Annotated in this window: 24 protein-coding genes and 1 other RNA gene; all 25 read left to right on the top strand. The window is 38.5% G+C overall.

All coding sequences use genetic code 11. The features are described from left to right. Window positions 1-377: 377 nt before the first annotated feature. The 25 genes from MWJ95_RS01735 to mdh all read left to right on the top strand — a co-directional run bounded on the left by MWJ95_RS01735 (window position 378) and on the right by mdh (window position 25,630). Entirely contained in the window at window positions 378-572 is a 195-nt protein-coding gene (locus MWJ95_RS01735; RefSeq protein WP_249071674.1) for an endonuclease, read from the top strand. 589 nt (window positions 573-1,161) lie between these two features. Next, window positions 1,162-1,545: a YppE family protein gene (locus MWJ95_RS01730; protein WP_249071675.1), complete on the top strand. Its 384-nt coding sequence runs from the start codon at window positions 1,162-1,164 to the stop codon at window positions 1,543-1,545. Then, the gene (locus MWJ95_RS01725; RefSeq protein WP_249103877.1) at window positions 1,520-3,784 is read left to right on the top strand and encodes a DEAD/DEAH box helicase; all 2,265 of its coding nucleotides are present in this window, start codon (window positions 1,520-1,522) and stop codon (window positions 3,782-3,784) included. The genes MWJ95_RS01730 and MWJ95_RS01725 overlap by 26 nt, the downstream gene beginning before the upstream one ends. Window positions 3,785-4,132: 348 nt before the next feature. Next, window positions 4,133-5,389: a ribonuclease H-like domain-containing protein gene (locus tag MWJ95_RS01720; RefSeq protein ID WP_249103876.1), complete on the top strand. Its 1,257-nt coding sequence runs from the start codon at window positions 4,133-4,135 to the stop codon at window positions 5,387-5,389. Between the two features lie 118 nt (window positions 5,390-5,507). Next, window positions 5,508-5,801, top strand: coding sequence for a cell division regulator GpsB (gene gpsB, locus MWJ95_RS01715; protein WP_132359074.1), 294 nt, complete (start codon window positions 5,508-5,510; stop codon window positions 5,799-5,801). 60 nt (window positions 5,802-5,861) lie between these two features. Next, window positions 5,862-6,242, top strand: an RNA gene (gene rnpB, locus MWJ95_RS01710) — RNase P RNA component class B. Window positions 6,243-6,659: 417 nt separating this feature from the next. Further along, entirely contained in the window at window positions 6,660-8,399 is a 1,740-nt protein-coding gene (locus tag MWJ95_RS01705; RefSeq protein ID WP_249103873.1) for a GGDEF domain-containing phosphodiesterase, read from the top strand. A gap of 3 nt (window positions 8,400-8,402) precedes the next feature. Beyond that, window positions 8,403-9,539 carry a THUMP domain-containing class I SAM-dependent RNA methyltransferase gene (locus tag MWJ95_RS01700; RefSeq protein WP_249071687.1) on the top strand — a complete coding sequence of 379 codons (1,137 nt, stop codon included), beginning with the start codon at window positions 8,403-8,405 and terminating at the stop codon, window positions 9,537-9,539. An 85-nt stretch (window positions 9,540-9,624) separates the two neighbouring features. Further along, window positions 9,625-11,532, top strand: coding sequence for an ATP-dependent DNA helicase (locus MWJ95_RS01695; protein ID WP_249071689.1), 1,908 nt, complete (start codon window positions 9,625-9,627; stop codon window positions 11,530-11,532). 256 nt (window positions 11,533-11,788) lie between these two features. Continuing rightward, window positions 11,789-13,219 (top strand): histidine kinase N-terminal domain-containing protein, encoded by a 1,431-nt coding sequence (locus MWJ95_RS01690; protein ID WP_249103871.1) that lies wholly within the window; start codon window positions 11,789-11,791, stop codon window positions 13,217-13,219. Beyond that, complete coding sequence (locus MWJ95_RS01685) at window positions 13,212-13,790, top strand: ANTAR domain-containing response regulator (RefSeq protein WP_249071693.1); 579 nt, start codon at window positions 13,212-13,214, stop codon at window positions 13,788-13,790. The genes MWJ95_RS01690 and MWJ95_RS01685 overlap by 8 nt, the downstream gene beginning before the upstream one ends. An 81-nt stretch (window positions 13,791-13,871) precedes the next feature. After that, entirely contained in the window at window positions 13,872-15,134 is a 1,263-nt protein-coding gene (gene eutH / locus MWJ95_RS01680; protein WP_249071694.1) for an ethanolamine utilization protein EutH, read from the top strand. After that, the gene (gene eutS, locus MWJ95_RS01675; RefSeq protein ID WP_249071697.1) at window positions 15,131-15,472 is read left to right on the top strand and encodes an ethanolamine utilization microcompartment protein EutS; all 342 of its coding nucleotides are present in this window, start codon (window positions 15,131-15,133) and stop codon (window positions 15,470-15,472) included. The genes eutH and eutS overlap by 4 nt, the downstream gene beginning before the upstream one ends. Window positions 15,473-15,482: 10 nt before the next feature. Then, the gene (locus tag MWJ95_RS01670) at window positions 15,483-15,980 is read left to right on the top strand and encodes a EutP/PduV family microcompartment system protein (protein ID WP_249103869.1); all 498 of its coding nucleotides are present in this window, start codon (window positions 15,483-15,485) and stop codon (window positions 15,978-15,980) included. Between the two features lie 19 nt (window positions 15,981-15,999). Next, window positions 16,000-17,424, top strand: coding sequence for an ethanolamine ammonia-lyase reactivating factor EutA (locus MWJ95_RS01665; RefSeq protein WP_249103867.1), 1,425 nt, complete (start codon window positions 16,000-16,002; stop codon window positions 17,422-17,424). A gap of 5 nt (window positions 17,425-17,429) precedes the next feature. After that, entirely contained in the window at window positions 17,430-18,800 is a 1,371-nt protein-coding gene (locus MWJ95_RS01660; RefSeq protein WP_249103865.1) for an ethanolamine ammonia-lyase subunit EutB, read from the top strand. Between the two features lie 9 nt (window positions 18,801-18,809). Beyond that, window positions 18,810-19,832 carry an ethanolamine ammonia-lyase subunit EutC gene (gene eutC, locus MWJ95_RS01655; RefSeq protein ID WP_249103863.1) on the top strand — a complete coding sequence of 341 codons (1,023 nt, stop codon included), beginning with the start codon at window positions 18,810-18,812 and terminating at the stop codon, window positions 19,830-19,832. An 11-nt stretch (window positions 19,833-19,843) separates the two neighbouring features. Continuing rightward, a complete protein-coding gene (eutL, locus tag MWJ95_RS01650) occupies window positions 19,844-20,494 on the top strand; it encodes an ethanolamine utilization microcompartment protein EutL (RefSeq protein ID WP_249071709.1) in 651 nt (216 codons plus the stop codon). Between the two features lie 14 nt (window positions 20,495-20,508). Then, entirely contained in the window at window positions 20,509-21,999 is a 1,491-nt protein-coding gene (locus MWJ95_RS01645) for an aldehyde dehydrogenase family protein (protein ID WP_249103861.1), read from the top strand. A 16-nt stretch (window positions 22,000-22,015) separates the two neighbouring features. After that, the gene (locus MWJ95_RS01640; protein WP_053482447.1) at window positions 22,016-22,294 is read left to right on the top strand and encodes a BMC domain-containing protein; all 279 of its coding nucleotides are present in this window, start codon (window positions 22,016-22,018) and stop codon (window positions 22,292-22,294) included. Window positions 22,295-22,539: 245 nt separating this feature from the next. Next, the gene (locus MWJ95_RS01635; RefSeq protein WP_249071711.1) at window positions 22,540-23,130 is read left to right on the top strand and encodes a phosphate propanoyltransferase; all 591 of its coding nucleotides are present in this window, start codon (window positions 22,540-22,542) and stop codon (window positions 23,128-23,130) included. A 12-nt stretch (window positions 23,131-23,142) separates the two neighbouring features. Next, complete coding sequence (locus MWJ95_RS01630) at window positions 23,143-24,009, top strand: phosphate propanoyltransferase (protein ID WP_249103859.1); 867 nt, start codon at window positions 23,143-23,145, stop codon at window positions 24,007-24,009. Between the two features lie 37 nt (window positions 24,010-24,046). Next, the gene (locus MWJ95_RS01625; RefSeq protein ID WP_132359031.1) at window positions 24,047-24,331 is read left to right on the top strand and encodes a EutN/CcmL family microcompartment protein; all 285 of its coding nucleotides are present in this window, start codon (window positions 24,047-24,049) and stop codon (window positions 24,329-24,331) included. Further along, window positions 24,324-24,689, top strand: a complete 366-nt coding sequence (locus MWJ95_RS01620) for a BMC domain-containing protein (RefSeq protein ID WP_249071714.1) — start codon at window positions 24,324-24,326, stop codon at window positions 24,687-24,689. The genes MWJ95_RS01625 and MWJ95_RS01620 overlap by 8 nt, the downstream gene beginning before the upstream one ends. Beyond that, on the top strand, window positions 24,686-25,630 hold the full coding sequence (gene mdh, locus MWJ95_RS01615; protein ID WP_249071716.1) for a malate dehydrogenase: 945 nt from the start codon (window positions 24,686-24,688) through the stop codon (window positions 25,628-25,630). The genes MWJ95_RS01620 and mdh overlap by 4 nt, the downstream gene beginning before the upstream one ends. Window positions 25,631-25,892 lie beyond the last annotated feature (262 nt).

Here is a 25,892-nt window from a genome sequence, read left to right as displayed (position 1 = left end):
AAGTAGCAGTTCTCCACTTCCATTAATAGTATAATTGATGTTAGATAAGAAACGTTTAGAATTACCGACTAATGATGGATCTTTGGGCAATTTTCGCCTCTTAAAGTCGAAAAATATCATGTAATATAACTAGTTCTTTCACGTGAATCGTCAAAATAACTGATGAAATTTCTAAGTGAAATAATAGAAAAAACTGTACTCCGCGTTAGCTTTTTACCTAGATTACAATTTTGAAGACGAAGAAATTTAATAGACTACTTCAATTAAATTTTATCGAAATACTTCTTCTTTCAGCTAACTTACGCTTATTTTGTCACGCATGAAGGTTATTTTATACATGCGAGGAATACTTAAATTAAAGCAAAGGAGGCGTTATTTTGAACAAGTTTAAACAATTAGTTGCCCAGTTGGATCTAGTCAATCAATTACTGTTAACGAGAGTGTCTTTGGAAAACAACGCTCAAAGCATGAATTTTTTTATGCAGCTCAAATCTGTTAGCCAGAAAGTAAGCTTAGCAGAAAAGAACTGGCAAGTAAAGAATGCTTGTTCGCCTATTAGTAGTGAAAAATGATAGACTTTGGTACACTTATCTCATATGCAATTTAAATAACTCATTATGAGTGTTTTTTATACATTAATTACCACGATAGTGGGCGTACAATAATGGCATTTACAAATCATGTAGTGTTAATTTGCTCGTGAGCGTATATAGATTAATAAGAGATTTTTTGTTGAGCGAGCTTTAGTTTTATGTAGCGACAGCTACAAGTGATGTTTTATGTCATTATTGTTTAACTGTTTCAGAACATTAACCTAAAATGATACTATGCGTTTAGGTTCATACGAATGAATCATGAGCAACAGTTAAAATACGAACTTCTCAATTAGAGATAAAAGAAGCTACGATAATATTTTAAGACTATTACCAAAAGTTAAGGGAATATTTGTTGGCGTGAGACTGAGCGGCTCTTTAAGGGTAGTGTCAAAGATGAGAGCTATAAGAGGAACGAAGTCAAAGAACATCGTGTTCTAAGTTCACGCAGCTTTTGTACGACCAACATTCTTTTAGTCCAAGTCGCTCATCGGACGTCCGCTAGGAAAGTGCCTAGTTGGAACCCTATATTTTGGTAATGAGCCTTAGTGATGAGATGAGGTGCGAATTGTTGTTAATACAGCAAACTTCCAAATTAATAGATGAATGTGAAAAATGTGTTTCACGCTTCTGGCAAATGCGTGAGGAGAATCGAACGCCCGACTTTTTTGCTGAGGTTAAGCCACACGCTGATGTCATTCACCAGCTTTTAAAGGAATGGCAGCAGGAGGCGAATGGGTGGATTGAAAAAAATAAGCCAAAATATATGCATACACAACAAATTGCTTCAGCGGTGGAGTCGATGGAGCAATTTGTTGTGCAATCTTTTTATAAAGAAACAAGTAAAAAGCGTTTTTTAGATGCAATTCATTCAGCCTCTTATACGTTTAAAAAAGTTGAACGGCTAGTGAAGGAGATAGAAACAGATGTTATCGAAAAAAAGAACCATTAGTGAACTGTTAAACGAGTGGAGATATGATGAGGAGTTGAAGGAACGTATATTACATTGGCAAACGCTAGAAGGGCGAGATGCTAAATATGCACCTTTTCCAGAGAATCTACATCCTTCACTTGTAAAAGCTCTTCGTACAAGAGGAATAGAACAACTGTATACCCATCAACGTCAAGCTTTTGATTACGCGGTGGAGGGTGTTTCCTTTACTGCCGTTACACCAACAGCATCTGGAAAATCATATTGCTACCATTTACCGGTTCTTCAAAAAATATTAGAGGATAAAAATTCACGCGCGATTTATTTATTTCCAACGAAAGCTTTGGCGCAAGATCAGAAAAATGATTTAAATGAATTAATAGAACAAAGCGGTGAAGAAATTTTAAGCTATACGTATGATGGGGATACTGCGCCTGGTATTCGTCAAAAGGTTCGTAAGGCAGGGCATATTGTGATGACAAATCCTGATATGCTTCATTCGGGGATTTTGCCACATCATACGAAATGGGTTTCACTATTTGAAAATTTGCAGTATATCGTCATTGATGAGTTGCATACATATAAAGGTGTGTTTGGCTCACATGTTGCGCATGTAATTCGAAGGTTAAAGCGTATTTGTGAGTTTTATGGCAGTAAGCCGATTTTCATTTGTACATCAGCAACTATTAAAAATCCAAAAGAGTTAGCACAAGCTTTAACGAATGAAAGCCATTCTTTAATCAGTGATTCCGGAGCGCCAGTTGGGAAAAAAACATTTCTTTTTTATAACCCACCTATTGTTCATAAAACATTTGGTGTTCGTAGAAGTGCTGTTTTAGAGGTGAGCGATCTCGCAAAAAGATTATATACAGCAGGTATTCAAACCATTATTTTTGCTAAAAGTCGTGTACGAGTAGAAATGATTGTAACATACTTAAAGGAACTTACACGCAATAAACTTTTAGATGAATCGGTGCGAGGTTATCGAGGTGGTTATTTACCATCTGAGCGACGTGTTATTGAACGAGGTCTTCGTGACGGTACTATTCAGACGGTGGTTAGTACAAATGCGCTGGAATTAGGTGTCGATATAGGCCAATTACAAGCATGTATCATGACAGGATACCCAGGAAATATCGCAAGTGCTTGGCAGCAAGCAGGTCGTGCTGGCCGTCGTCAGGACGAGGCGCTAATCATTTATGTAGCACAATCGGCAGCGCTTGACCAGTACGTAGTGAACCATCCACTTTTTTTACTTGGCAGTGCACCAGAGGAAGCACGCATTTATCCTGAAAATATGCTAATTTTAATGGATCATTTGAAATGTGCAGCGTTTGAGCTACCCTTTTCCTCACATGATACGTATGGTGAATATGAGATTCAGGAGTTACTTGAATACTTATCAGAGGAAGGAGTTGTTTTTAAAACGAGTGAAAAGTGGCATTGGATGAGTGATCGTTTTCCTGCTCATGATATTAGTCTTCGTTCAGCTTCACAAGAAAATGTCGTAATAATTGACATGACTGTCCCTGCGCAAACAAAGGTTATTGGTGAAATGGATCGTCATAGTGCGATGACATTGCTACATGAAGAGGCTATTTATTTGCATCAGGGCATTCAATTTCAAGTAGAAAAGCTTGATTGGGAAGAAAAGAAAGCGTTTGTACGAGAAGTAGATGTCGATTACTATACTGACGCTAATCTTGCAGTTGAGATGAAAGTACTAGAGGAAGATCGGAGCAGAGATTATAAGAGTGGTGTTATTGGCTTCGGTGATGTCGGCTTAATCGCGCAGGCAACGATCTTTAAAAAAATACGCTTCGGTACACACGATAATATTGGTTCTGGCCCAATTCATCTACCACCTGACGAAATGCATACAAACTCATCTTGGCTATCATTCTCTACGCTAGAAAAATGGTCGGAGGCCGAGTTAACGGATGCTATGACAGGAGCAGCATATGCGATGAATGCCTTCATCCCTCTGTTCATTCAATGTGATAGTAGTGATGTAGCAGTTGTTCCGCAGGTAAAGGCAACTCATAATGAGCAACCGACATTTTTTGTTTATGATAAGTATCCAGGCGGTATTGGATTAAGTGAAAAGGTATATGATTTATGGGAAGATTTATTATCGAAGACACAGGAACATGTAGCGAGATGTGCTTGTGAATCAGGCTGTCCATCTTGTATAGGAGCTCAAGATAGCTTACAGCAATCGAAGAAAAAAGTGATGGAGTTATTAGAAATTTTAAATTGAATGACAAAGAGGGATTGAGGGGGAATGCTAAAGTTAAGCCTCAAGCCCTCTTCTTATGAGAGAAAATAGCATTTAACGGTTGTACTACTTTTACATTTGGGCAATTTTATTGACTCTAAGAAATATTCGATAAAGATTTGCGTAATTATTTTCTCCGATGTGTTGATTCTTTATCCACTTAAAGTTGCTTATGGGGAATTTTGCTCTGCGATGAAGCATTGTGATAAGGACATTCTACTATTCTCACTACAATATTTTCTCTTTGTGCAGAAGTTAATAATTCGTTATGATTACAGTAAGCGAAGAAAAAGTTTTAGCAATTTTACATGCAGAAAATGAGTGAAGGAAATGTCTTACGAAAATAAAATTTTACAAATGAAAAAAATGCTCGGTAAAAAAACGACAACAACTATAAAAAAAGAGGAAAAACCTGCTTATCAAAAACCAGTTGCTCCAAGCTATACTGAGCGGTGGGAAAAGGCGGGACTAACAGTTGTAGAAAATGAGTACGGTATTGTTTTTAAACGACAGGTGCAGTATCCGTTTAATTATCAGCATGGTCATTATAAGTTGCAGTCATTTTTTGATGCGTTAGTAAAATGGCAAGAGGCAAAGTTCGAACATCCATATGCGTTAGCAATGAATGAACCAGTATTATTTTTTGATACGGAAACGACAGGCTTAAAAGGTGTAGGCACACAAATTTTTCTTTTAGGCTTTTTAGAAGTATCTGAAGAAGATGAAAGTTTTATGTTAACGCAATATATTCTAGCCGATCCTGCACATGAGGCTGCTTTACTTTTTGAATCAAAGCTTTGGCAAAAAACAGCTACGGTTATTACCTACAATGGAAAAAGCTTTGACTGGCCGCAGCTTGAAACACGGTGGACACTCCACCAAAAAGAATTACCGAAACTGCGTACACAACGGCAAATCGATTTGTTGCATAGTTCAAAGCGTTTATGGAAAAATGATATGGAACGAATGAAATTAAAATCTGTGGAGGAAGAAAAGCTTGGCTTTTCCCGCACAGGAGATATACCTGGATATCTTGCACCTATTATTTATTTAGATGCCATCAAAAGCGGTGCTCCAGATGCGCTTATGAAAGTCCTTCTTCATAATGAATGGGATTTACTTTCACTGATTACACTTTATGTCCACTCTACAAATTTGCTATTTGAAGAGACGAGTGAAGAATCGGCAAAGACAATTACAAATATCGGTAAATGGTATGCTGATTTAAAAGAAAGTCCACAGAGTGTAAAGGTTTTAGAAAAGGTAACGACGCAATTTAATGCACTTGAAGCAGGAAATGCACATTATTATTTAGCCATCCAACATAAACGAAATAAAAAGTTTAGTGAAGCGATCGATGCATTTGTGTCCGCTCTCCATTTCGTTGATCAAAGAAAAAAGTTGCATGTATTAGAACAGCTCGCTATGATATATGAGCATCAAATGAAAGATTATGACCAGGCTCTTTACTATACTCAAGAGGGCATAAACTTAATTAAACAGAATGAGCAATGGAGAGTAGAGCAAAAGCAGAAATGGGGAATTTCTTGGGAAAAGAGGTTACTCAGATTAGGAAATAAGAAATAATTTCCCAGGTAAGCGCAAGAAACGACAAGTTTAGCCTTACATTTGATGTTTTCAGACGATATAATATGATGAAGTGTGCTATAATGTAACGTATGTAGTGTGAGGAAGGGCGATGTGAATGGATATTAAATTAACGTCAAAAATGATCCTTGAAAAGGAATTTAAGAAAAATTTTAAAGGCTACAATGTTGAAGAAGTCGATTCATTTCTTGATGAAATAATACAAGACTATGAAACGTTTGAAAAAGTGGTGGCCCAACTTCGTGAAGAAAATAAACAGTTAAAAGAAGAAATTGATAATACTCCTAAGAGACAACCTGTCGCATCGGCAACAGGTACGACAAACTTTGATATTTTAAAACGTCTTTCGAATTTAGAGAAACACGTATTTGGTAGTAAGTTGTACGAATAATTTTTTATCAAATATATTGTATTTATCATAAAACTCTAGTATAATCTTTTTATCATCATGAAATTCGGGTAATCGCTGCGGCGCTAGACGTCGTAGAGGAAAGTCCATGCTCGCACGGTTCTGAGATGACCGTAGTGTTCGTGCTTACTGAAAAAATAAGGTAAGGCAGCTGAAAGGCTGACGGCGGAAGGAAAACCTAAGTCTTATTGATATGGTTGAAACTTCCTGAAAGTGCCACAGTGACGTAGCTTGCTTGGAAACATGCAAGGTGGAACGAGGTAAACCCCACGAGTGAGAAACCCAAATTATGGTAGGGGCACTCTCTAGAAGGAATTGAACGGATAGAGGGACAGAGTTAACTCTGTAGATAGATGATTACTACCCGGCCGTACGAGGCAATTAGCTGTTTGAGTACTCGGGAACAAAACATGGCTTATGGAATTTTTTGATGCTTATTTATGAAATGACAAGCGCTCTCCAATTTGGTGGAGAGCTTTTCTTTTGAATACAGTAAGAAAAAGTTACTTTTAAATCATGCCTAGGCATGCGCGATATACGTTTGAGAATTAGAAGACTGTACACTGTTGGTCATTTCGATGGTGCCTCATGGCTTGGTGTTTTTACTGATACAAGTCAGTTAGCCGTTATCGCATGGATGTGATGAATTTAGTCTGATGCTTTGCTTTCGCTACATAAAACGCTTGTAACTACCATTTCGCTTACATTACATAAAACATTGATAAAAAAGTTAAACGTTATCGCAACGATGTACATATTGTCTACATAAAAAGTAGACTGGCGCAAAAGCGCTTTTCTAAATAATGAGGGTAGTAAAGAGAGATAGGATGGAGCGAAAACATGAACAGAGTGAACGATAGTCTGGAGAACCTAAATTCGATTACCCAATATCCTACTGCCTTGATGACAAAAATCTTCGAAAATGTATCTGAAGGCATTATGATCACAGATAAAGAAAAAAGAATAGAATTGGTCAATCCTGCATTTGAATTTGTAACTGGCTATAAGCGTGATGAAGTGGTTGGAAAAACGCCAGCCGTTCTACAGTCAGGTATTCATGAATTGCAATTTTATTTAGATATGTGGCAAAAGATACGACAAGAAGGTATTTGGCAGGGGGAAATATGGAATCGTCGGAAAACTGGAGACGTGTATCCAGAATGGTTAACAATTGTTGGTGTAGCCAACGATGAAGGAGAGATTACAAATTACTGTGGTATTTTCACAGATTTGTCTGAAAGAAAAATAGTAGAAAATGAACTCGAAAAGCGTTTGTTAACGGACTCATTAACAGAAGTATCAAATCGATTTGCATATATTGAAAGAATGGATAATTTATTGGAATCAACTTCTACTATTTCTCATTCAGTACAGCATGCAGTTTATTTTTTAGATTTAGATAGATTTAAGCAAATTAATGATACGCTAGGTCATGCAGTCGGAGATACTATTCTAGTAGAGGTGGCAAAGCGCTTAAAATCATTGTTGAAAAATAAAGATATCATTGCTAGATATGGCGGTGATGAGTTTATTATTACGTTAACAAATGTGAAGAATGCCAAAGAAGCTGCAAATTTTGCTGAACAAATTATTGGGATTATTGAACAGCCTTTGGATGTTAATGGTCAAGATATCTTTATTTCTACTAGTATTGGTATTAGCATGTACCCATTAGACGGTGAAACAACGGAGCAGTTGATTCATTGTGCTGACAAGGCCATGACTTATTCAAAAAAGAATGGCCTTAACGATTATGCGTTTTATTTCGATGAATTGAAGACGGATGCTCAGCGTGTTTTATTATTAGATTCAGAACTACGGAGAGCAATCGAAAACCGGGAATTTGAGCTGCATTTCCAACCTAAAATATCTATGGAAAAGGAAGAGATTCAAGGTTTAGAGGCACTTGTTCGTTGGAATAGTGAAAAGCTAGGGTTTGTCTCTCCTGCAGAATTTATTCCTTATGCAGAGGAAACAGGATTAATCATTCCTTTAAGCGAAGTGATTATAGAAAAAGCTTGTGAGGCTGTTATTGAGATGCGACAATATGGCTATAAGGCCCCGGTTGCCATTAATGTTTCTAGCATTCACTTTAAGCAACAAAACTTTTTAGACTCTGTACAAACGATATTAGAGCGATATAACACATCTGCTAATAATTTTGAAATCGAAGTGACAGAGCGTACTGTAATGAACAGTGCAAATGAAACGGTTAGCAAGCTTGGGCGACTTAAAAAAATGGGCTTTAAAATTTCTATTGACGATTTTGGGACAGGCTATTCGTCACTTAGTTATTTAGTTCGCTTCCCTCTTGATTATTTAAAAATCGACCGAAGCTTTATTCAACATATTGGCGCACTCGAAGAAAAACAGGCCGTAGTGGATGCCATTATTCAAATGTCGCATCGCCTAAAAATGAAAGTTGTTGCCGAAGGTGTAGAACAAGCACAACAAGTGGATATACTACGTAAAATGAACTGTGATATAATTCAAGGCTATTATTACAGTAAACCGTTGCCACTTCATGAACTTATGAAGTTTATGGAGTATTGGGAAATTGAACATCAAGGAAGGAATTAGTGTATGGCAAACTATAAATTAGTAGCAACTGCCGCAATGGGATTAGAGTCAATTGTGGCACAAGAGGTAAAGGCACTAGGCTATGAAACAACAGTTGATAACGGCAAAGTGTATTTTGAAGGTGACGAAACGGCCATTGCAAGAACAAATTTATGGCTACGTGTAGCAGACCGCGTAAAAATTGTTGTAGGTCAGTTTCCGGCAAAAACTTTTGAACAGTTGTTTGAAAGTGTAAAAGCGCTACCTTGGGAAAAATACCTACCAGTTGATGCAGCTTTCCCAGTATCAGGGAAGTCTGTTAAATCGAAATTATTTAGTGTACCAGATTGTCAGGCAATTACTAAAAAAGCAATTGTAGAGCGCATGAAACAGCATTATAAGCGACTAGGGTTTTTAGATGAATCCGGTGCAACCTATAAAATTGAAGTTTCAATCTTAAAAGATGTGGCTACACTTACTATTGATACATCGGGTACAGGCTTGCATAAACGCGGTTATCGTCAAGCACAAGGTGAAGCACCATTAAAAGAAACATTAGCAGCGGCACTCGTTCAAATTTCAAAATGGAATCCTAATCGACCGTTCGTTGATCCATTCTGTGGTTCAGGTACAATCGCATTAGAAGCTGCAATGTTTGGGCAAAATATTGCACCGGGCTATAATCGTGAATTTATTTCAGAAGATTGGCCATGGATGAAGGCGAAAATTTGGGATGCAGTGCGAGATGAAGCGGATAGCTTAGCGAACTATGATCAACCATTAGAAATTTTTGGGTCTGATATAGACCATCGCATGGTGAGTATAGCCCAAGAAAATGCATTAGAAGCGGGCTTTGGTGATATAATTACGTTCAAGCAAATGCAAGCACGTGATTTTACAACACAGTTAACAGATGGTGTTATGATTGGTAATCCTCCATACGGTGAGCGTATTGGTGATATCGAAGTCGTAGAGCAAGTAATTCGTGATTTAGGAAAAGTCATGAAAAACTATCCGACTTGGTCTGTGTACATGCTGTCTTCAATGAAAAACTTTGAGGAATTGTACGGTCGTCAATCGACCAAGAAGCGTAAATTATTCAATGGCTTTATTGAAACGAATTATTACCAATTCTGGGGACAAAAGTCTAAAAGAGATTAAAAAACGATAACGGAAGATAAGATTTTTTCTTATCTTCCGTTTCGTCGCGTATAATAGGACCAGATAGTTAGAGGGGGAACGTCAATTGCGTAAATCTTTACCATTTGTATTAACAAAGGATCGCTCATTTTTTGAGTCATTAGGTGACTGGATGGGTGACGTCCTTTATGATGAATTACCTGAAAAGGGCTTTGAATGCCGTGATGAACAAATTTTTATGGCCTATCAAATTGAGCAGGCTTTAAAAGAGAAAAATGTGCTTTTTGCAGAGGCAGGTGTAGGGACTGGGAAAACAATTGCCTACTTACTACCGGCTGTATCCTATGCACGCTATACTGGTAAACCAGCGCTGATCGCATGTGCTGATGAAACCTTAATCGACCAGTTAGTAAAAGAGGGCGGAGATATTTATAAACTACAGAAAACGTTAGGTCTTGAAATTGATGTTCGCCTAGCAAAATCACGAGACCAATACTTATGCTTAAAACGTTTTGAGGAAGCAGAAAAAGTAGAAACTGATGAATGGATCGATGATATTGCGTTTTCTATACCTGACGGAGTATACGCACAGGGTTCGATGATTGCTATACAACCTTATGGTGAACGTAGCGATTATCCAACTGTTAGTGATGAAGATTGGCAAAAAGTAAACTACAATTCAATTATGCAGTGTTCAGTATGTGACCTGCGTAATAGATGTGGTCAAACATTACATCGCGCACATTATCGTAAATCGGCAGATCTCATTATTTGTTCACAAGATTTCTTAATGGAGCATTTAGCAACAAAGGATTCCCGTGAACGTGAAGGTCAATTAGCTTTATTGCCTGAAGTGTCAATGATTGTGCTAGATGAAGGTCATTTATTGGAGTATGCTGCACAGAAAGCAATGACGTATAAAGTACAGGCGACAACAATTGTTCAATTGTTAGAGCGTTTAATGGTAGATGGTGTGCGAGAACGTACATTATATGCGATGGAAAAATTACAAGATGATCACGAGCTATTTTTTGACCAGCTACGAGATGATCTAGTAGCTTCTGAAGAAGAACGTAAACGAATTAATAAATCGTCAAATCTGTTGAAATACGGTAAACAACTTATTGCTGATGTTGAAACATTACTTGAGGAATTTGTTTTTGAATCTGAAATGTATATGATTCCAGAGTATGAATTAAATATGGCAGAAGAGTATTTAGAACAATACGAGGCATCTTTACGTATTTTCGTAGCACAGGGAGATGCTGTTGATTGGTTAGAGGAAACTGATGGGGAGGAAACGCTCGTAATTATGCCGCGTCTCATCACAGAAGTTTTAGCAGAAAAATTATTTTCTAAAAAACTGCCAATAATATTCTCTTCAGCGACTTTATCAGTCAATAAAGATTTTTCATATATTGCCTATAGCTTAGGAATTCGTGATTATCAGTCGTTCTCTGTTCCTTCGCCATTCGATTATGAAGAAGTTATGCGAATCTATTTACATGAGCTATCGCAAAAAGGGAAAACAACGCGTGTTCAACAGCTGTTACGTGATGGCGAAAAAACATTAATCTTATTTAAATCAAAGCAAGCGATGTTAGATTTTAAAGCGGAATTACCTCTTATGGAACGGATGTATGTAGCGTTTGAGGGGGACCGTGAACTATCAGGGATTGTTCGTGATTTCCAAGAAGGCACCATCAAAACATTATGCTCCTATCATTTATGGGAGGGTCTAGATTTGCCGGAAGAGGCATTAACACGAGTGATTATTTTTGATTTACCTTTCCCTCCACATGATCCTTTATTTGATGCGAAACGTACATTTGCAGAAAATCCATATGAAGAAGTGGAATTACCGTTCATGCAACTTCGTTTACAACAAGGAATGGGCCGTTTAATTCGTACTTCAAATGACCATGGAGATATCCATATTTTGCTGAATGAAGAAGAAGCAAAGCAACGTGAAACATTTGAAAATATATTAGCTGTTACACCAGAAATAAAGTAGAAAAAAGCGAGATTGCACCTGCTGCAATCTCGCTTTTTTTGTAAAGTAAAATAATATTTTTATCGTGAGATAATGTAGAACTTGAAAAAAGTGTTGAATATTTCTCTTTTAAGTTATATAGTTCTTTGTAATGCAACGAAAATTGTTGAAAGAAATTATTTTTTATATTGAAAATAATTTTGCAAAAGGTTTATAATGATGAAAAGGAATTTTAAGAATAATCAAATTAATAGTTGGTTATTTTGTGATAGGGGGTTTGAGCCTGTCGAACATTCAAACGTTGTGCCAAAAATATACGAGCTTATCTGCAACAGATGTAGAAAAGTTAATAGAAATAGAAGCTACATTATCGTATTATGCTGAGTTGACAGATTGTTATATGTTCATAGATTGCATGCTGGAAAACTTACCACATGCCATTGTTGTAGCAGAGGCTTTCCCAAAAACAGAATGGGGCTTATACGAAAAATCTGTAATTGGTAAGTTTGTCTTCGAAAGCTTCGAGCCAGCAGTATTTACTGCTTTTAAAAATAAAGAAAAATCGTCCATTACTAGAGCCATCACACAGGAAGGTATAACGGTTGAACAAAACGTTGTCCCTCTCTTTAATGACAACCAGCAGGTTATTGCAGTGTTGATCCAGGAAAAACAGGTGGCTATACAAACCACACCTAAAAGCGATTTTCGACAAATGCCTTTTGCATTAATTGAGCATATTGTAGAGCAAAATTCTCAACCGATTCCAGTAGTTTCTGATTTGCTAGTAGAATCTATTATTCTCACAAATCATGAGAACAAAGTCATCTATAGCAACCCTGCCGGCTACCGATTAATATCCGAACTATCAGGGCTAGAACGTTTTGACAACGTTGCATTGAATAAGATTTTACCTTTTTTACAGGAGGTCTATGATAAAGGTGACGATGTCTTTTTCTTAGAAATTACGATTGATCGTAAATCCTTTATAGTGAAAAAAATTCCTATTCGACATCAAAACGATAAAGTGACACTCCTCATTATTCATGATCTTACAGAGCTAAAGTTGAAGGAAAATGAATTAATGATGAAAACATTTGCTATACGAGAAATTCATCATAGGGTGAAAAATAATTTACAGACAGTTACAAGTCTATTGCGCTTGCAAATGCGAAATGATTTGTCAGCTTCCAGTGCAAGTGCTTTTCTAGAGGCGTTAAATCGAATATATAGTATTTCATCTGTTTATGAACTTATTTTAGAAAATGAGGATAATGCTGAAGAGAAAGTGGACGTTATCGCGTTGTCTAAAAAGATTGGCAATAAAATGGTTGGGACATCCAACACACCATCTATTCAGTTAACTTTTCATGATGATAATGTACAGTTATTTTGTCATTCTAAGAAAGCTGTTTCGCTCGCGTTAATCATTTGTGAGCTACTGCAAAATGCACTGAAATATGCTTTTATTGGTCGTGAGGAGGGTAAAATCGACATTCAATTTCAACAGGATGCTTCCACTATTTCACTAGATATTTCTGACAACGGCGTTGGAATGCAAGAGGTGAAGGCATCATTTGGAATGGAGATTATTATAAGGCTTGTTGAATATGATTTAGCTGGCGCATTTTCAATTATCCCTAGTGAACAAGGTACACATACTCAAATTCAGTTCCCTGTAAGTGAGGAGGTATTTATCCTAAATGACTAGGAAAGTTATGATTGTCGAAGATGAGTCACTTATTGCAATTGATTTGAAGTTTATGCTCGAGGATAACGGCTACGAAGTGGTAGCACAAGCGAATAATGGAGAATCAGCAATTGAGTTGGCTTTTACACATAAGCCACAGTTAATCTTAATGGACATTAAAATGCCAAAGTTGGATGGTTTAAAAGCAAGCAAAATTATTGAACAGCAGCTCGGTATACCGGTGCTATTTATTTCAGCTTATAGTGAAAAAGAATTGTTACTGTACATGAAGCAGGATAATATTTTAGGCTATGTCATGAAACCATTTTCTGAGAGGAATGTCCTGCCAGCGTTGGAAGTGGCGTTTCACCAGATTGATAAGTTCAACCGCCTAAACGGAGAATTGCTGCATAAACAAACAGAATTAGAAAAGCGAAAGATAATCGAACGAGCAAAAGGGTTGCTTATGAAGGCAGAAAACCTTAGTGAGGACGAAGCTTATAAAAAAATTCGCACTGAGAGTATGCGGGCTCAACAGGAAATGGCGCTAATTGCAAGGCGCATTATCAATACCTTACAAGTAAATAGTTAAAGCAAAGACGCTTTGAAGAGGTTTCCTCTTTCAATGCGTCTTTTTTTTATAAATAGAAAAATCAAAGGGGGGATGAGAAGGATGGCAATGATAGGAACGATAATCGTTTATATTATTATGATTTGTGCAGTTTTAGGGGCAATCGGAGCAATTCGAGATGCTGAATATGGAATCGGAAAAGAGTTTATGAATGGTATTCATACGGTTGGACATATTTTTGTACCTGCTGCAGGGATCATGGCTGCTATACCTTACTTAACATGGTTTATAAGTCATTTTATTAGTCCGATTTTTGAATGGATTGGTGCTGATCCAGCAATTGCAGCCACAACAATTTTAGCTTCGGACATGGGAGGATACCAATTAGCAAATGCGTTAAAGGAGTCTTATGAAGGATGGGTTATGGCTCTGGTGGTAGGGTTTATGTCAGGCGCAACAATTGTGTTCTCTATTCCAATGGGTCTTGCCATGTTAGATAAGCGAGATCATAAATATATGGCTTTAGGTATTATGGCGGGTGTTTTAACTATTCCGATTGGCGCATTTATATCTTCTATTTTGATTGTGATATTCAATACAGATGTTCGTGAAGTAATTAGTACAACAGCGGCACCAACATATGTTTTTGCCATTTCTGTTTTACAAATATTAATTAATTTATTGCCTTTATTTATTTTCGTCGTGTTAATTGCGTTAGGTCTAAAACTAATTCCAAATGGCATGATCAAAGGTTTCATGATTTTTGGACGCGTGATGGATGCGGCTATCAAGCTTGTTCTAGTGTTCTCAATTGTAGAAATTTTCACAGGTATTTTTACAAAGGTTTTTGGTGCATGGGGCTTTGATCCGATCATGGCGGATAAAGTCGATCAATTCCGGGCACTTGAAACTGCTGGGTACATCGGTATTATGCTAGCGGGTGCATTTCCAATGGTGTACTTAATAAGAAAATATGCATCGAAACCTTTAGAAGCAGCAGGTGGAAAGTTAGGCCTTTCATCAGTAGGAAGCGCAGGTATTTTAGCGACAATTGCTAACATTTTAGCCATGTTTACACTTATTCGACACATGCCACCGAAAGATAAGGTCATTAACATTTCCTTTGGAGTTTGTTCAGCATTCCTTTTAGGGGATCATTTATCGTTTACGGCTAACTTCCAACCGACCATCATTTTACCAGTAATTACTGGTAAGTTTTTGGCGGGTGTTATCGCAATTATCTTAGCCTATAAGCTATCTGTTCCAACTGCTTTAAGGCTTGAACAAGAGGATCGTAAGGCAGGGATTATTAAAGAAGGTGAATACCTAACAGATAAAAATCTTGAAAGAGGTGATGGGGTGTGAGTGAAGAAAAGAAACGGTTTATTCAGGAATTTGTGCCAGGTAAGCAACTAACATTGAGCCATCTAATAGCAAATCCTGATCCAGACATGTTTCAAAAGTTGGGCATTCAAGAAGCGGGTGCACTGGGCATTATGACATGTACACCGAGTGAGACAGTAATTATTGCAGGAGATTTAGCAACAAAGTCAGCCAATGTAAAACTAGGGTTTTTAGATCGCTTTACTGGCAGTCTTGTTATTGTTGGTAGTGTTTCTGAGGTTGAAATGGCGATGTTAGAGATCAATCGTTTTCTATCAGAGATGCTAGGCTATACACCATCAAAAATAACGAAATCATAGGATGTGCCGTATGAAAAATCGAGTAATGATAATAGGCGGTGTGCAAGCAGGTAAGTCGACACTGATGAATGCGTTATTGGGGAAAGATGGACAAGCTAATAAAACACAGGCGCTCGTTTATGATGACTGGATTGTTGATACACCTGGAGAATATATAGAAAATCCGATGTATTACAAAAACATCATGGCAACATCGCTTGAAGTGACACATGTGATTTATTTGCAGGATGCCACGTCATCAAAGAGTGTTTTTCCTCCGCAATTTAGCTTAGGAATTCCCAAAATACAAATTGGTGTCATAACAAAAATTGATGCACCCCATGCAGATGTAGAGAGAGCAACAGCGTTAATACAAAATGTCATGACGCATGGTCCAATTGTGAAAACTTCTTCGTGGCAAAAGCTTGGTATTGAATTTATTGCGCCACTTATTCAGATCAATTCTGACGAAGAAATTCGTCAATTTGTGAAGGATCGTGATAGTCCTTATCTCATGTATTGCCAGTAATGGCTAGAGGGGGAGTAAGTTGAAGACAGAAAAAATTTATAGTGCAGGCATTGATATTGGGACAAGTACAACAAAGATGGTTGTCAGTAGTTTTCTGTTGAAAAACGTTGCAGGTGTAACGCATGTGCCGCGAATTGAAATTATTGACAAAACGGTTCTACATCAAAGTCCGATTATTAAAACACCATTTATCAATAAAGAAATGATCGATATGGAAAAAATCGAGCAATTTATTTTTCAACAATATCAATTGGCCCAAATTGCACCAGCAGACATTTCGACAGGTGCCATTATCATTACGGGCGAATCTGCAACAAAGGAAAATGCTAGCGAAGTTGTTCATGCGATTTCAGATGCAGCCGGACACTTTTTAGTCGCTTCTGCTGGCCCGGATTTGGAAGGTATTATTGCAGCAAAAGGCGCAGGTACCTTACAACAATCTAAAAATACAGCCAAAATTATCGCGAACATTGATATTGGTGGTGGTACGGCAAATATAGCAGTAATGCAGTTCGGAGAAGTAATGGGGACGTGTACATTGCATGTCGGTGGAAGACTTATAGAATTTCAGAATGGCAATGTCCAATCGATTTCACCACCCATTATGAAACTGATGGAGAAATGGTCAAAGCCATTGAAGGTTGGCGATTCAGCAGAAGATGTTCGTGTCGCAAGACTAATCCAAGAGATGGCGGATATTTTAGCGAAGACGCTAAGCGGACAATTAACAGACGAACAACATCCATTATTGCTAGGACATTTACCAACTTGGAATAAACCTGTTGAAGCAATTGTTTTTTCTGGTGGAGTAGCTGCCTGTATTTATGAAAATGAATGTTCAAGTCGTCAGTATGATGATATCGGAGAAAAATTAGCAAAAAGTCTTTTGCAGCATGAACAGCTACAATCCTTTTTATGGCTAAAACCAGAGGAAACAGCTAGGGCAACAGTGACTGGTGCGGGTACGCAAACAACTGAGATTAGTGGTGCAACGATTCAGGTAGATGCAGAAGTATTACCTTTAAAAAATGTGCCTGTCTTTGATTGCCATATGGATACGAACAACAAAGAATTCGACTATGCGGTGAAAACAGCTATTGAACGAGCCGATGCTCTATTTTCTATACAGGAGAGTCGCTCGCCGTTTGCACTCTATTTTAGTCAGTTACCATATTTAAGTTTTCAGGACGTCCGTGTATTATGTGAGGCTATTTTGAAGCATTTAGCGACGAGAAGCTCCAAGGAAATACCAATTATCATAGTCATTCAGTCAGATTATGCAAAGGTTATTGGGCAAACGATACAAGCACTCAATCAAACAGTTCCCGTCATTTGCATCGATCAAATCAAAGTAGAAACAGGTGATTATATTGACATTGGGGAAGTACTACCTTCTGGTGTTGTCCCGGTCGTTGTAAAAACACTTGCTTTCCACTCAAAGTAAGGAGGATGAATGTGAATCTATCGGTGATATTTGGTGGAGAGAAATATAATTTTAATTCATTAAAGGATGTAATGGCCAAGGCCAATGAAGAAAAATCAGGGGATCAGCTAGCTGGAATTGCGGCTGAATCTGTTCAGCAACGAATTGCGGCAAAAGCTGTTCTAAGTGAGTTATTAGTAAAGGATATAAGAGAACATCCATTAGTTCCTCCTGAAAATGATGAAGTAACACGCATTATTGAAGGAGATATCAATGAGCAAATTTATGGAGAAATTAAAAACTGGAGTATCGAGCAACTAAGAGAATACATTTTATCCAATGAAACAGGCGATCGGGAATTAAAACGATTAAGCAAAGGCATGAATTCAGAAATTATTGCTGCGGTTACAAAGCTGATGTCCAACTTAGATCTCGTCCATGCTGCCAATAAAGTGGAAATACTGTCAACTTGTAATAGTACGATCGGACAAAAGGGCACACTTTCCTCAAGATTACAGCCGAATCATCCAACAGACAATATTGACGGTATTATCGCTTCATTAAAAGAAGGATTGTCCTATGGTATTGGCGATGCGGTTATTGGGATTAATCCAGTCGATGACTCAGTTGAAAGTGTGAAGAAAGTATTGCAAGCCACAAAGAAGTTTATCAATGATTGGTCGATACCTACGCAAAACTGTGTGTTAGCACATATTACAACACAGATGAAGGCTATTAAACAAGGTGCTCCAGCCGATATGATTTTCCAAAGTATTGCCGGAACGGAAAGTGCGAATCGCTCGTTTGGTATTTCTGCTGACCTAATAAGGGAAGCAGAGGAGCTTGTGAAAAAGCAAGGAACAGGAACTGGCCCGAATTTATTTTACTTTGAAACTGGGCAAGGTTCAGAGCTATCTGCTGAGGCACATATGGGGATTGACCAAGTAACACTTGAATCGCGAAATTACGGCTTTGCTAGACATTTTAATCCGTATATTGTGAACACGGTTGTTGGCTTTATTGGACCGGAGTATTTATACAATAACAAACAGGTTATACGGGCAGGACTAGAAGATCACTTTATGGGCAAAATGCACGGCATCCCAATGGGTGTTGATATTTGTTACACGAACCATATTAAGGCAGACCAAAATGATATTGAAGATTTAAGTGTTTTATTAACAGCTGCTGGTGTCAACTTTATTATAGCTGCACCGATGGGCGATGATATTATGCTGAACTATCAATCCATGAGCTTCCATGATGTCGCTACATTACTTCAAACGTTTGGTAAAAAACCAGCACCTGCATTTCTAGCATGGTTAGAAAAAATGGGCATTTATGAAAATGGTTATCTATCTGCAAGAGCTGGCGATTTATCAATATTTGAAAGGTAGGTGAGTCTATTGAATGAACAACTAGTATCGATGATTACACAACTCGTAATGGAAAAGATGGGGAATAATGCACTGGAGGAACCTTCTCCTGATACGGCTGTGCCAACAGAAGACCAAAAGAAACCACTTTTAAAGCTTCAAAATACGCTAGCTAATGCTAATAATGCTGATGAAGTAGCAAGTCCGGGTACAACAGAACGATCAAATGAACCATTAATTAAACTTTATCAAACGGGATCCGGTAATCATGAACAATCATTGAACAGCGCAAATAATGATGACACTTTAGCACCAATCACAGCCTTTAAATTTGAGGCGGATACAGTGTCTGAAAGTGTTCAAGCCGCAAAAAAGCATACACCAGCAAGAATAGGTGTTGGGAGAGCTGGGACAAGGCCTAAAACAAAAACTTGGCTAAAGTTCCGCCTCGATCATGCAGCAGCAGTAGATGCAGTATATGGAGAAGTGACAGAAGGGCTACTACAAAAACTTGATGTCTTTCAAGTAACAACAAGAGTGATAGATAAAGAAGAATACATTACTAGACCAGATTTAGGTCGTCGTTTGTCAGATGAATCAAAGGCATTGATTCAATCGAAGTGCAAAAAAAATCCAAAGGTACAGATCATTATTTCTAACGGATTAAGTGCAAGTGCGATTGAAGAAAATGTGCAAGATGTTTATTTGTCGTTACAGCAAAGCCTTAGTAATTTAAATATTGAAATAGGAACTACTTTCTATATTGATAAAGGGCGAGTTGCGCTTATGGATGAAATAGGAGAGCTTTTACAAGCAGAAGTCATTGTTTATTTAATTGGTGAGCGTCCTGGACTTGTATCTGCTGAGTCGATGAGTGCTTATATATGCTATCAACCTAGAATTGGCACAGTAGAAGCTGATCGAATGGTCGTTTCGAACATTCATAAGGGTGGTATTCCGCCATTAGAGGCAGGTGCTTACTTAGGAACAGTCGTTGAAAAAATATTGCATTACAAGGCAAGTGGAGTAGGTCTTGTGGCAAAAGAAGGTTAGGGGGCCAAACAATGAATCCTCAAAAAATTATGGCGGAAATTTTAGCTATGCAAATCATTCCAAGAGTGAATAGTGAATTAGCGGAGCAATTGGATTTAAAGCCAAATCACAATAGCATCGGACTCGTAACGCTAACAATCGATGATGTTGGCTATGTAGCGCTAGATGAAGCTACGAAAAAAGCAGATGTTGATGTTGTCTATGCAAAAAGCTTTTATGCTGGAGCAGCACACGCATCTGGGCCATTATCTGGCGAGGTCATTGGCATCATAGCTGGTAGCTCGCCTGATGAAATTCGTAGTGGTTTCGATGCGATTCAACAGAAAATCCAGTTTGATACGTATTTTGAAGCCATTCTTCAAAATGAAAACCACGCTCTTTTTGCACATACTGTAGCAAGCTGTGGTACGTATCTGGCGGCGCTAGCAAACGTTAAGGTTGGAACAGCTCTTGCTTATTTAATAGCACCGCCGCTTGAGGCTGTCGTTGGTTTAGATGCTGCATTGAAGGCGGCAGATGTAGAGCTAAAGGTTTTCTTTGGTCCACCATCTGAAACCAATTTCGGTGGCGGTTTAGTAAGTGGGAGCCAATCATCCTGCCAAGCTGCCGCCAATGCTTTTAGAGATGCTATTGAGAATTTAGCGAGAAATCCAGTTGTTTAGAAAGGAGGGGCTGTATGACCACACTAGATAAAGATTTATTAGCAATTCAAGAAATGAGAGACGCCGTGACACGTGCCAATACTGCACAGGCTACTTACATGCAGTATTCACAGCAGCAAGTAGATACGATCGTCAAAGCTGTTGCGGATGCAGCATTTAAAGAGGCTGACCGCTTGGCAAATATGGCCGTTCAAGAAACGGGGATGGGCATCCCAAATCATAAAAAAATAAAAAATGAGGTCGCCTCTAGAGATGTCTATGAAGATATTAAAGATTTGAAGACGGTTGGTGTCGTTGGTTTCGATCGGGTGAAGAAAGTGACTGAGATTGCTAGTCCGTTTGGAGTCATCGCGGGCATTGTACCAACGACAAATCCAACATCAACAGCAATCTTTAAAACACTTATCTCATTGAAAACTAGAAATGGTCTCGTTCTAAGCCCACACCCATATGCGGTTGAATGTACAAAGGAAGCTTTAGAGATTTGTAGAGTAGCTGCAGAAAAGGCAGGTGCACCAGAAGGATTACTACATTGTTTAACAATGTCTTCTATGGAAGCTACGCAGCAATTAATGAAGCATCCAGCTATTCACTTAATTTTAGCGACTGGTGGTGGTGCGCTAGTCAAAGCAGCCTATAGTTCAGGTAAGCCTGCTTATGGTGTAGGACCAGGAAATGTTCCAGCTTACATTGAAAGATCAGCGAACATCTCTAAATCAGTTCGCCAGCTTGTACAAAGTAAATCTTTTGATAATGGGACAATTTGTGCAACAGAGCAATCAATTATTGTAGATAAAGTCATTGCCGAGCAAGTTTTAACAGAGCTTAAGAAAAACAATGCCTATATTTTGAGTGATGAAGAGAAGGTGAAGATGGAGAAGTTAATTTCTCCTGTCCCAGGGAAAGTAAATCCTCAAATTGTAGGTAAATCAGCAGCTTGTCTAGCAGATTCTATCGGTATTACCGTGCCAGAAGATACAAAAGTACTTGTTGGACTAGAAACGATGATTGGCAAGAACATTCCATTTTCACTTGAAAAACTGTCACCGCTCTTTGCCTTATACACAGTCGAGGACAGTACGGAGGCAAAACAGGTAATGATTGATTTGCTAAACATCGGTGGAAGAGGACATACATGCTCGATTCATACAGAAAACACAGCTTTAGCAGAGCAATTTTCAGTGGAATTACCAGTGTCTAGAATTGTAGTTAATACATTATCATCAATTGGCGCTGTTGGAGGCACTACTGGATTAGCACCATCCTTCACATTAGGATGTGGTACGTTTGGTGGCAATATTACGTCCGATAACATTACAGCAAGACATTTATTGAATATTAAACGTATGGCTCATGGCATTAAAGATGTAGAAGTGCCAAAACCAGATTTCTTAGCAAAACCAGTAGTAGAGACGATTAAGACCCAAGATCCATCTTTAGATACAGCAGTGGTTCAACAAATTGTTGACCAAGTATTAAAACAAATAACATTACAAAATAAATAATTTGGAGGAATGACAAATGAGTACAGCATTAGGAATGGTAGAAACAAAAGGATTAGTAGGAGCAATTGAAGCAGCAGATGCAATGGTGAAGGCTGCTAGCGTTAATTTAGTAGGAAAAGTACATGTTGGGGGCGGTATTGTCACTGTATTAGTGCGTGGTGATGTAGGAGCGGTTAAAGCAGCTACTGATGCAGGTGCAGCAGCGGCCCAACGTGTTGGAGAGCTTCTATCTGTTCATGTAATCCCACGCCCACACCATGAATTAGAATTAATCTTACCGAAAGCAGAGGCTTAATTTTAATTTAAGCAATAAAGGCGACGGAAGAACCCCTGAAGCGACGGAAAGAACCATTGAAGCGATGGAAAGAATCGCCCAAGCGACGGATAGAACCATCGAAACGACGGAAAGAATCGCCAAATGACGGATAGAGTACGAAGCGACGGATAGAACATCATAAAATAAAGGGCAGGATGCTACACATTGCGCTTCATCCTGCTTTCATTTCCTATAACAACTAAAAGAAATAGAGGTGGCTAAACTTGAAGACAGCGATAAAAACATTTCCTGTAGCAATTTCAGCTCGTCATATACATGTCAGTGAAGAGGATTTACAAGCACTTTTTGGTCCAAATGCAACGCTAACGAAGGATTTCGATCTATCACAGCCAGGACAGTTTGCAGCCAAAGAGCGTGTCTCCATTGAGGGGCCAAAAGGTGTTCTTCACAATGTACGTGTATTAGGTCCTGTAAGAGCGGCAACACAGGTGGAAATTAGTCGAACAGATGCAATGAAATTAGGATTAACCCCTCCTTTGAGGCAATCGGGTGATATCGAAAGTTCAGCCGGCATCAAATTAATCAATCAAGAAAAAGAAATAAACATCAAGCAGGGAGTCATTATTGCACAAGCACATATTCATATGACGGAAGAAGATGCAATTGCATTGGACGTTCAAAATAATGATTTAGTATCTGTTGAGGTTGATAGTGAGCGCCCTGTTACATTTCGTGGGGTTGTAGTTCGCGTGTCGAACGATTTTAGTTTAGAAATGCATATTGATACAGATGAAGCGAATGCGGGCTTTATTGAACAGCAAGCCAAAGGAAGAATTATCAGACCATTAATATAAGGAGGAGGTTGGATGCAGGAAAATGTAATCCAAAAAATTGTCGAAGAAGTATTACAGCAAGTTTTAAAAAATCAGCCTTCCCCTCAACATGATGGAAAAATCCCTATTGGCGTATCAGCACGACATGTTCATCTTGCTCAATCGGAAGTAGAACAGCTTTTTGGTGAGAACTATCAATTAACACCTAAATTTGAACTTTCACAGCCAGGTCAGTTTGCTGCTGAGGAAACCGTTGTTATTGCTGGTCCAAGGGGTTCTATTGAGCGGGTACGCATTTTAGGCCCTGCTCGTTCATTATCTCAAGTAGAAGTAAGCTGGACAGACGCAATGAAATTAGGTCTTAAGCCACCTTTAAGAATTTCTGGAGATATAAAGGGCTCTAGCCCGGTCACACTTATTGGTCCAAAGGGCAGTGTTGTGCTACTAGAGGGACTCATTATTGCTCAAGCACATATTCATATGTCACCGGCGGATAGTGCGCGATTTCAAGTAGTGGATGGACAAGCGGTACAAATTAAAGTAGAAGGTATGAGACCGATTATTTTATCGAATGTAATGATTCGTGTTTCTGAGCGTTATCGATTGGAAATGCATATCGATACAGATGAAGCAAATGCCGGTTTAATCCAACAAGGTGCATTTGGGGAAATTGTCAATGCCCAAGCTAAGGAACAAATGAATGTTAAAGAACTTCCGACAGTCGTAAGTCAGACTGAAAAACCAGTAAGCCATCAATTTGATAAGAAATTACTTTCGCAAGTAGAAGTGCTTGAAATAGAGGCACAGGAAATTGTTGTTCCTAAAAAAACAATTGTGACAGCATTGGCTTATGACAAAATACGAGAGTTGAATAAGACGTTAACAATCCGCTCTGAGTAATTAGAAAAGTCCATTCAGGATAGAGAAGGTGAAGTTCATGCAGATGGGAAGAGTTATTGGTAGTGTATGGGCAACACGTAAAGAAGAAGGGTTGAATGGCTTGAAATTATTAATTATTCAACCAATCGATTCCAATCAACAGCCGATTCGTACAGAAATTGTAGCAGCAGATCGTATCGGGGCAGGGATCGGCGATGATGTGCTCATTACAAGTGGTGGATCATCCCGATATATTATGAAAGAAAATCCGTTGCCTATCGATGCTGTCGTTATAGGTATTATAGATTCTACTGAAGTGATGCGAGGTGAGGAAAATGGGTAGCGCAATTGGAATGATTGAAACAAAAGGATTGGTAGGCTCTTACGAAGCGGCTGATGCGATGATTAAGTCATCAGATGTAACGATCGTCAAGCAAGAGTTCGTTGATGGTGGGATTGTGACTGTCGTCGTAAAAGGTGATGTTGGTTCTGTCCAGGCAGCAGTAGAAGCTGGAAAAGCCGCTGCAATGCGCGTTGGAGAACTATTAGGGGCTCACGTAATTCCGAGACCTGATGAAGATGTTTTTCAGATGATTAAAGGACCGGAAGCACCGAAGAAAAAGCCGGCACCAGCAGCAACACGTGCTAAAAAAACAACGACGGAAACAGCAACTACTGAAAATCGGGGTGAGACAAAATGACATTTCGAAAAAGTAAAATTGCTGTGATCGGAGCTGGTCATACAGGTGCCACATTAAGCTTATTCTTGGCACAAAAAGAGCTAGGAGATGTTGTGCTGTTAGATATTCCAGAAGCGGAGAATCCGACAAAAGGAAAGGCACTGGATTTATTACAAACAGGACCAATCGAAAAGTTTAATGTTGCTATTAAAGGAACGAGTAATTATGAGGATATAGCAGGAGCAAGTATTGTAATTATTACAGCTGGTATTCCTCGTAAACCAGGCATGAGTCGGGATGATTTAGTGATGACGAATGCCAAAATTATTCAACAAGTGTCTAGACAAATAAAACACTATGCACCAAACAGTATTGTTCTTGTGTTAAGTAATCCTGTGGATGCCATGACCTATGTTTGCCATAAGGAAACAGGTTTTCCAAAAAATCGTATCATTGGCCAATCAGGTGTGCTAGATACAGCGCGTTTTAATACATTTGTAGCACAAGAGCTGCAAATTGCACCAGAGGATGTTTCAGGATTCGTCTTAGGTGGACATGGCGACGAAATGGTCCCTTTAATTCGATATTCCTATGCTGGAGGTATCCCATTAGAAAAACTAATTCCCTCAGACAGACTACAGCAAATCGTAGAACGTACACGTAAAGGTGGCGGAGAAATTGTTGGGTTGTTAGGCAACGGTAGTGCTTATTATGCACCAGCTGCTGCATGTGCACAGATGGTCGAAATTATCATGAAAGATCAACGTAAAATAATCCCTTCTATCGCCCTATTAGAAGGAGAGTACGGTTACCATGATTTATTTTTAGGTGTACCGACAATCTTAGGCGGCAATGGCATTGAATCAGTCATTGAATTACACCTGACAAATGAAGAAAAAACGGCGCTCCGTCAATCGGCAGAAGCCGTCAAACAAGTATTAACAATTTGTCAAAATGTTTAAAGATGCTTTACAAAAGTAAGATATATAGGATCCCCAACTATATATTTGTTGTTATAACTTTTCTCTCTTAAAAATGTTTGATTGGAAACCGAACATTATTATTGAAAGCTAGTTAAAACTCCCCGTATTAATATAGAATAGAAGCTCTCTTTGATCGTGAAAACGATTAGGAGGGCTTCTTTAGCAGGTGTGTTGATTAACAGTTTTTATCCATTCCAATTTATTTGTAGGCTTTGATTTATGCTACAGGCTACTCGCTTTC

It is taken from the genome of Lysinibacillus sp. Bpr_S20 (genome assembly GCF_023337835.1).
Taxonomy (GTDB): domain Bacteria; phylum Bacillota; class Bacilli; order Bacillales_A; family Planococcaceae; genus Lysinibacillus.
This window is presented reverse-complemented; position numbering and strand designations above follow the sequence as displayed.

What these genes read in the sequence shown, in the direction of transcription:
- MWJ95_RS01725 (WP_249103877.1), top strand. Translation starts at nt 1,520, where the DNA reads ATGTTATCGAAAAAAAGAACCATTAGTGAACTGTTAAACGAGTGGAGA.
- MWJ95_RS01720 (WP_249103876.1), top strand. Translation starts at nt 4,133, where the DNA reads ATGTCTTACGAAAATAAAATTTTACAAATGAAAAAAATGCTCGGTAAA.
- gpsB (WP_132359074.1), top strand. Translation starts at nt 5,508, where the DNA reads ATGGATATTAAATTAACGTCAAAAATGATCCTTGAAAAGGAATTTAAG.
- MWJ95_RS01705 (WP_249103873.1), top strand. Translation starts at nt 6,660, where the DNA reads ATGAACAGAGTGAACGATAGTCTGGAGAACCTAAATTCGATTACCCAA.
- MWJ95_RS01700 (WP_249071687.1), top strand. Translation starts at nt 8,403, where the DNA reads ATGGCAAACTATAAATTAGTAGCAACTGCCGCAATGGGATTAGAGTCA.
- MWJ95_RS01685 (WP_249071693.1), top strand. Translation starts at nt 13,212, where the DNA reads ATGACTAGGAAAGTTATGATTGTCGAAGATGAGTCACTTATTGCAATT.
- eutH (WP_249071694.1), top strand. Translation starts at nt 13,872, where the DNA reads ATGGCAATGATAGGAACGATAATCGTTTATATTATTATGATTTGTGCA.
- MWJ95_RS01670 (WP_249103869.1), top strand. Translation starts at nt 15,483, where the DNA reads ATGAAAAATCGAGTAATGATAATAGGCGGTGTGCAAGCAGGTAAGTCG.
- MWJ95_RS01660 (WP_249103865.1), top strand. Translation starts at nt 17,430, where the DNA reads ATGAATGTGAATCTATCGGTGATATTTGGTGGAGAGAAATATAATTTT.
- eutL (WP_249071709.1), top strand. Translation starts at nt 19,844, where the DNA reads ATGAATCCTCAAAAAATTATGGCGGAAATTTTAGCTATGCAAATCATT.
- MWJ95_RS01645 (WP_249103861.1), top strand. Translation starts at nt 20,509, where the DNA reads ATGACCACACTAGATAAAGATTTATTAGCAATTCAAGAAATGAGAGAC.
- MWJ95_RS01640 (WP_053482447.1), top strand. Translation starts at nt 22,016, where the DNA reads ATGAGTACAGCATTAGGAATGGTAGAAACAAAAGGATTAGTAGGAGCA.
- MWJ95_RS01630 (WP_249103859.1), top strand. Translation starts at nt 23,143, where the DNA reads ATGCAGGAAAATGTAATCCAAAAAATTGTCGAAGAAGTATTACAGCAA.
- MWJ95_RS01625 (WP_132359031.1), top strand. Translation starts at nt 24,047, where the DNA reads ATGCAGATGGGAAGAGTTATTGGTAGTGTATGGGCAACACGTAAAGAA.
- MWJ95_RS01620 (WP_249071714.1), top strand. Translation starts at nt 24,324, where the DNA reads ATGGGTAGCGCAATTGGAATGATTGAAACAAAAGGATTGGTAGGCTCT.
- mdh (WP_249071716.1), top strand. Translation starts at nt 24,686, where the DNA reads ATGACATTTCGAAAAAGTAAAATTGCTGTGATCGGAGCTGGTCATACA.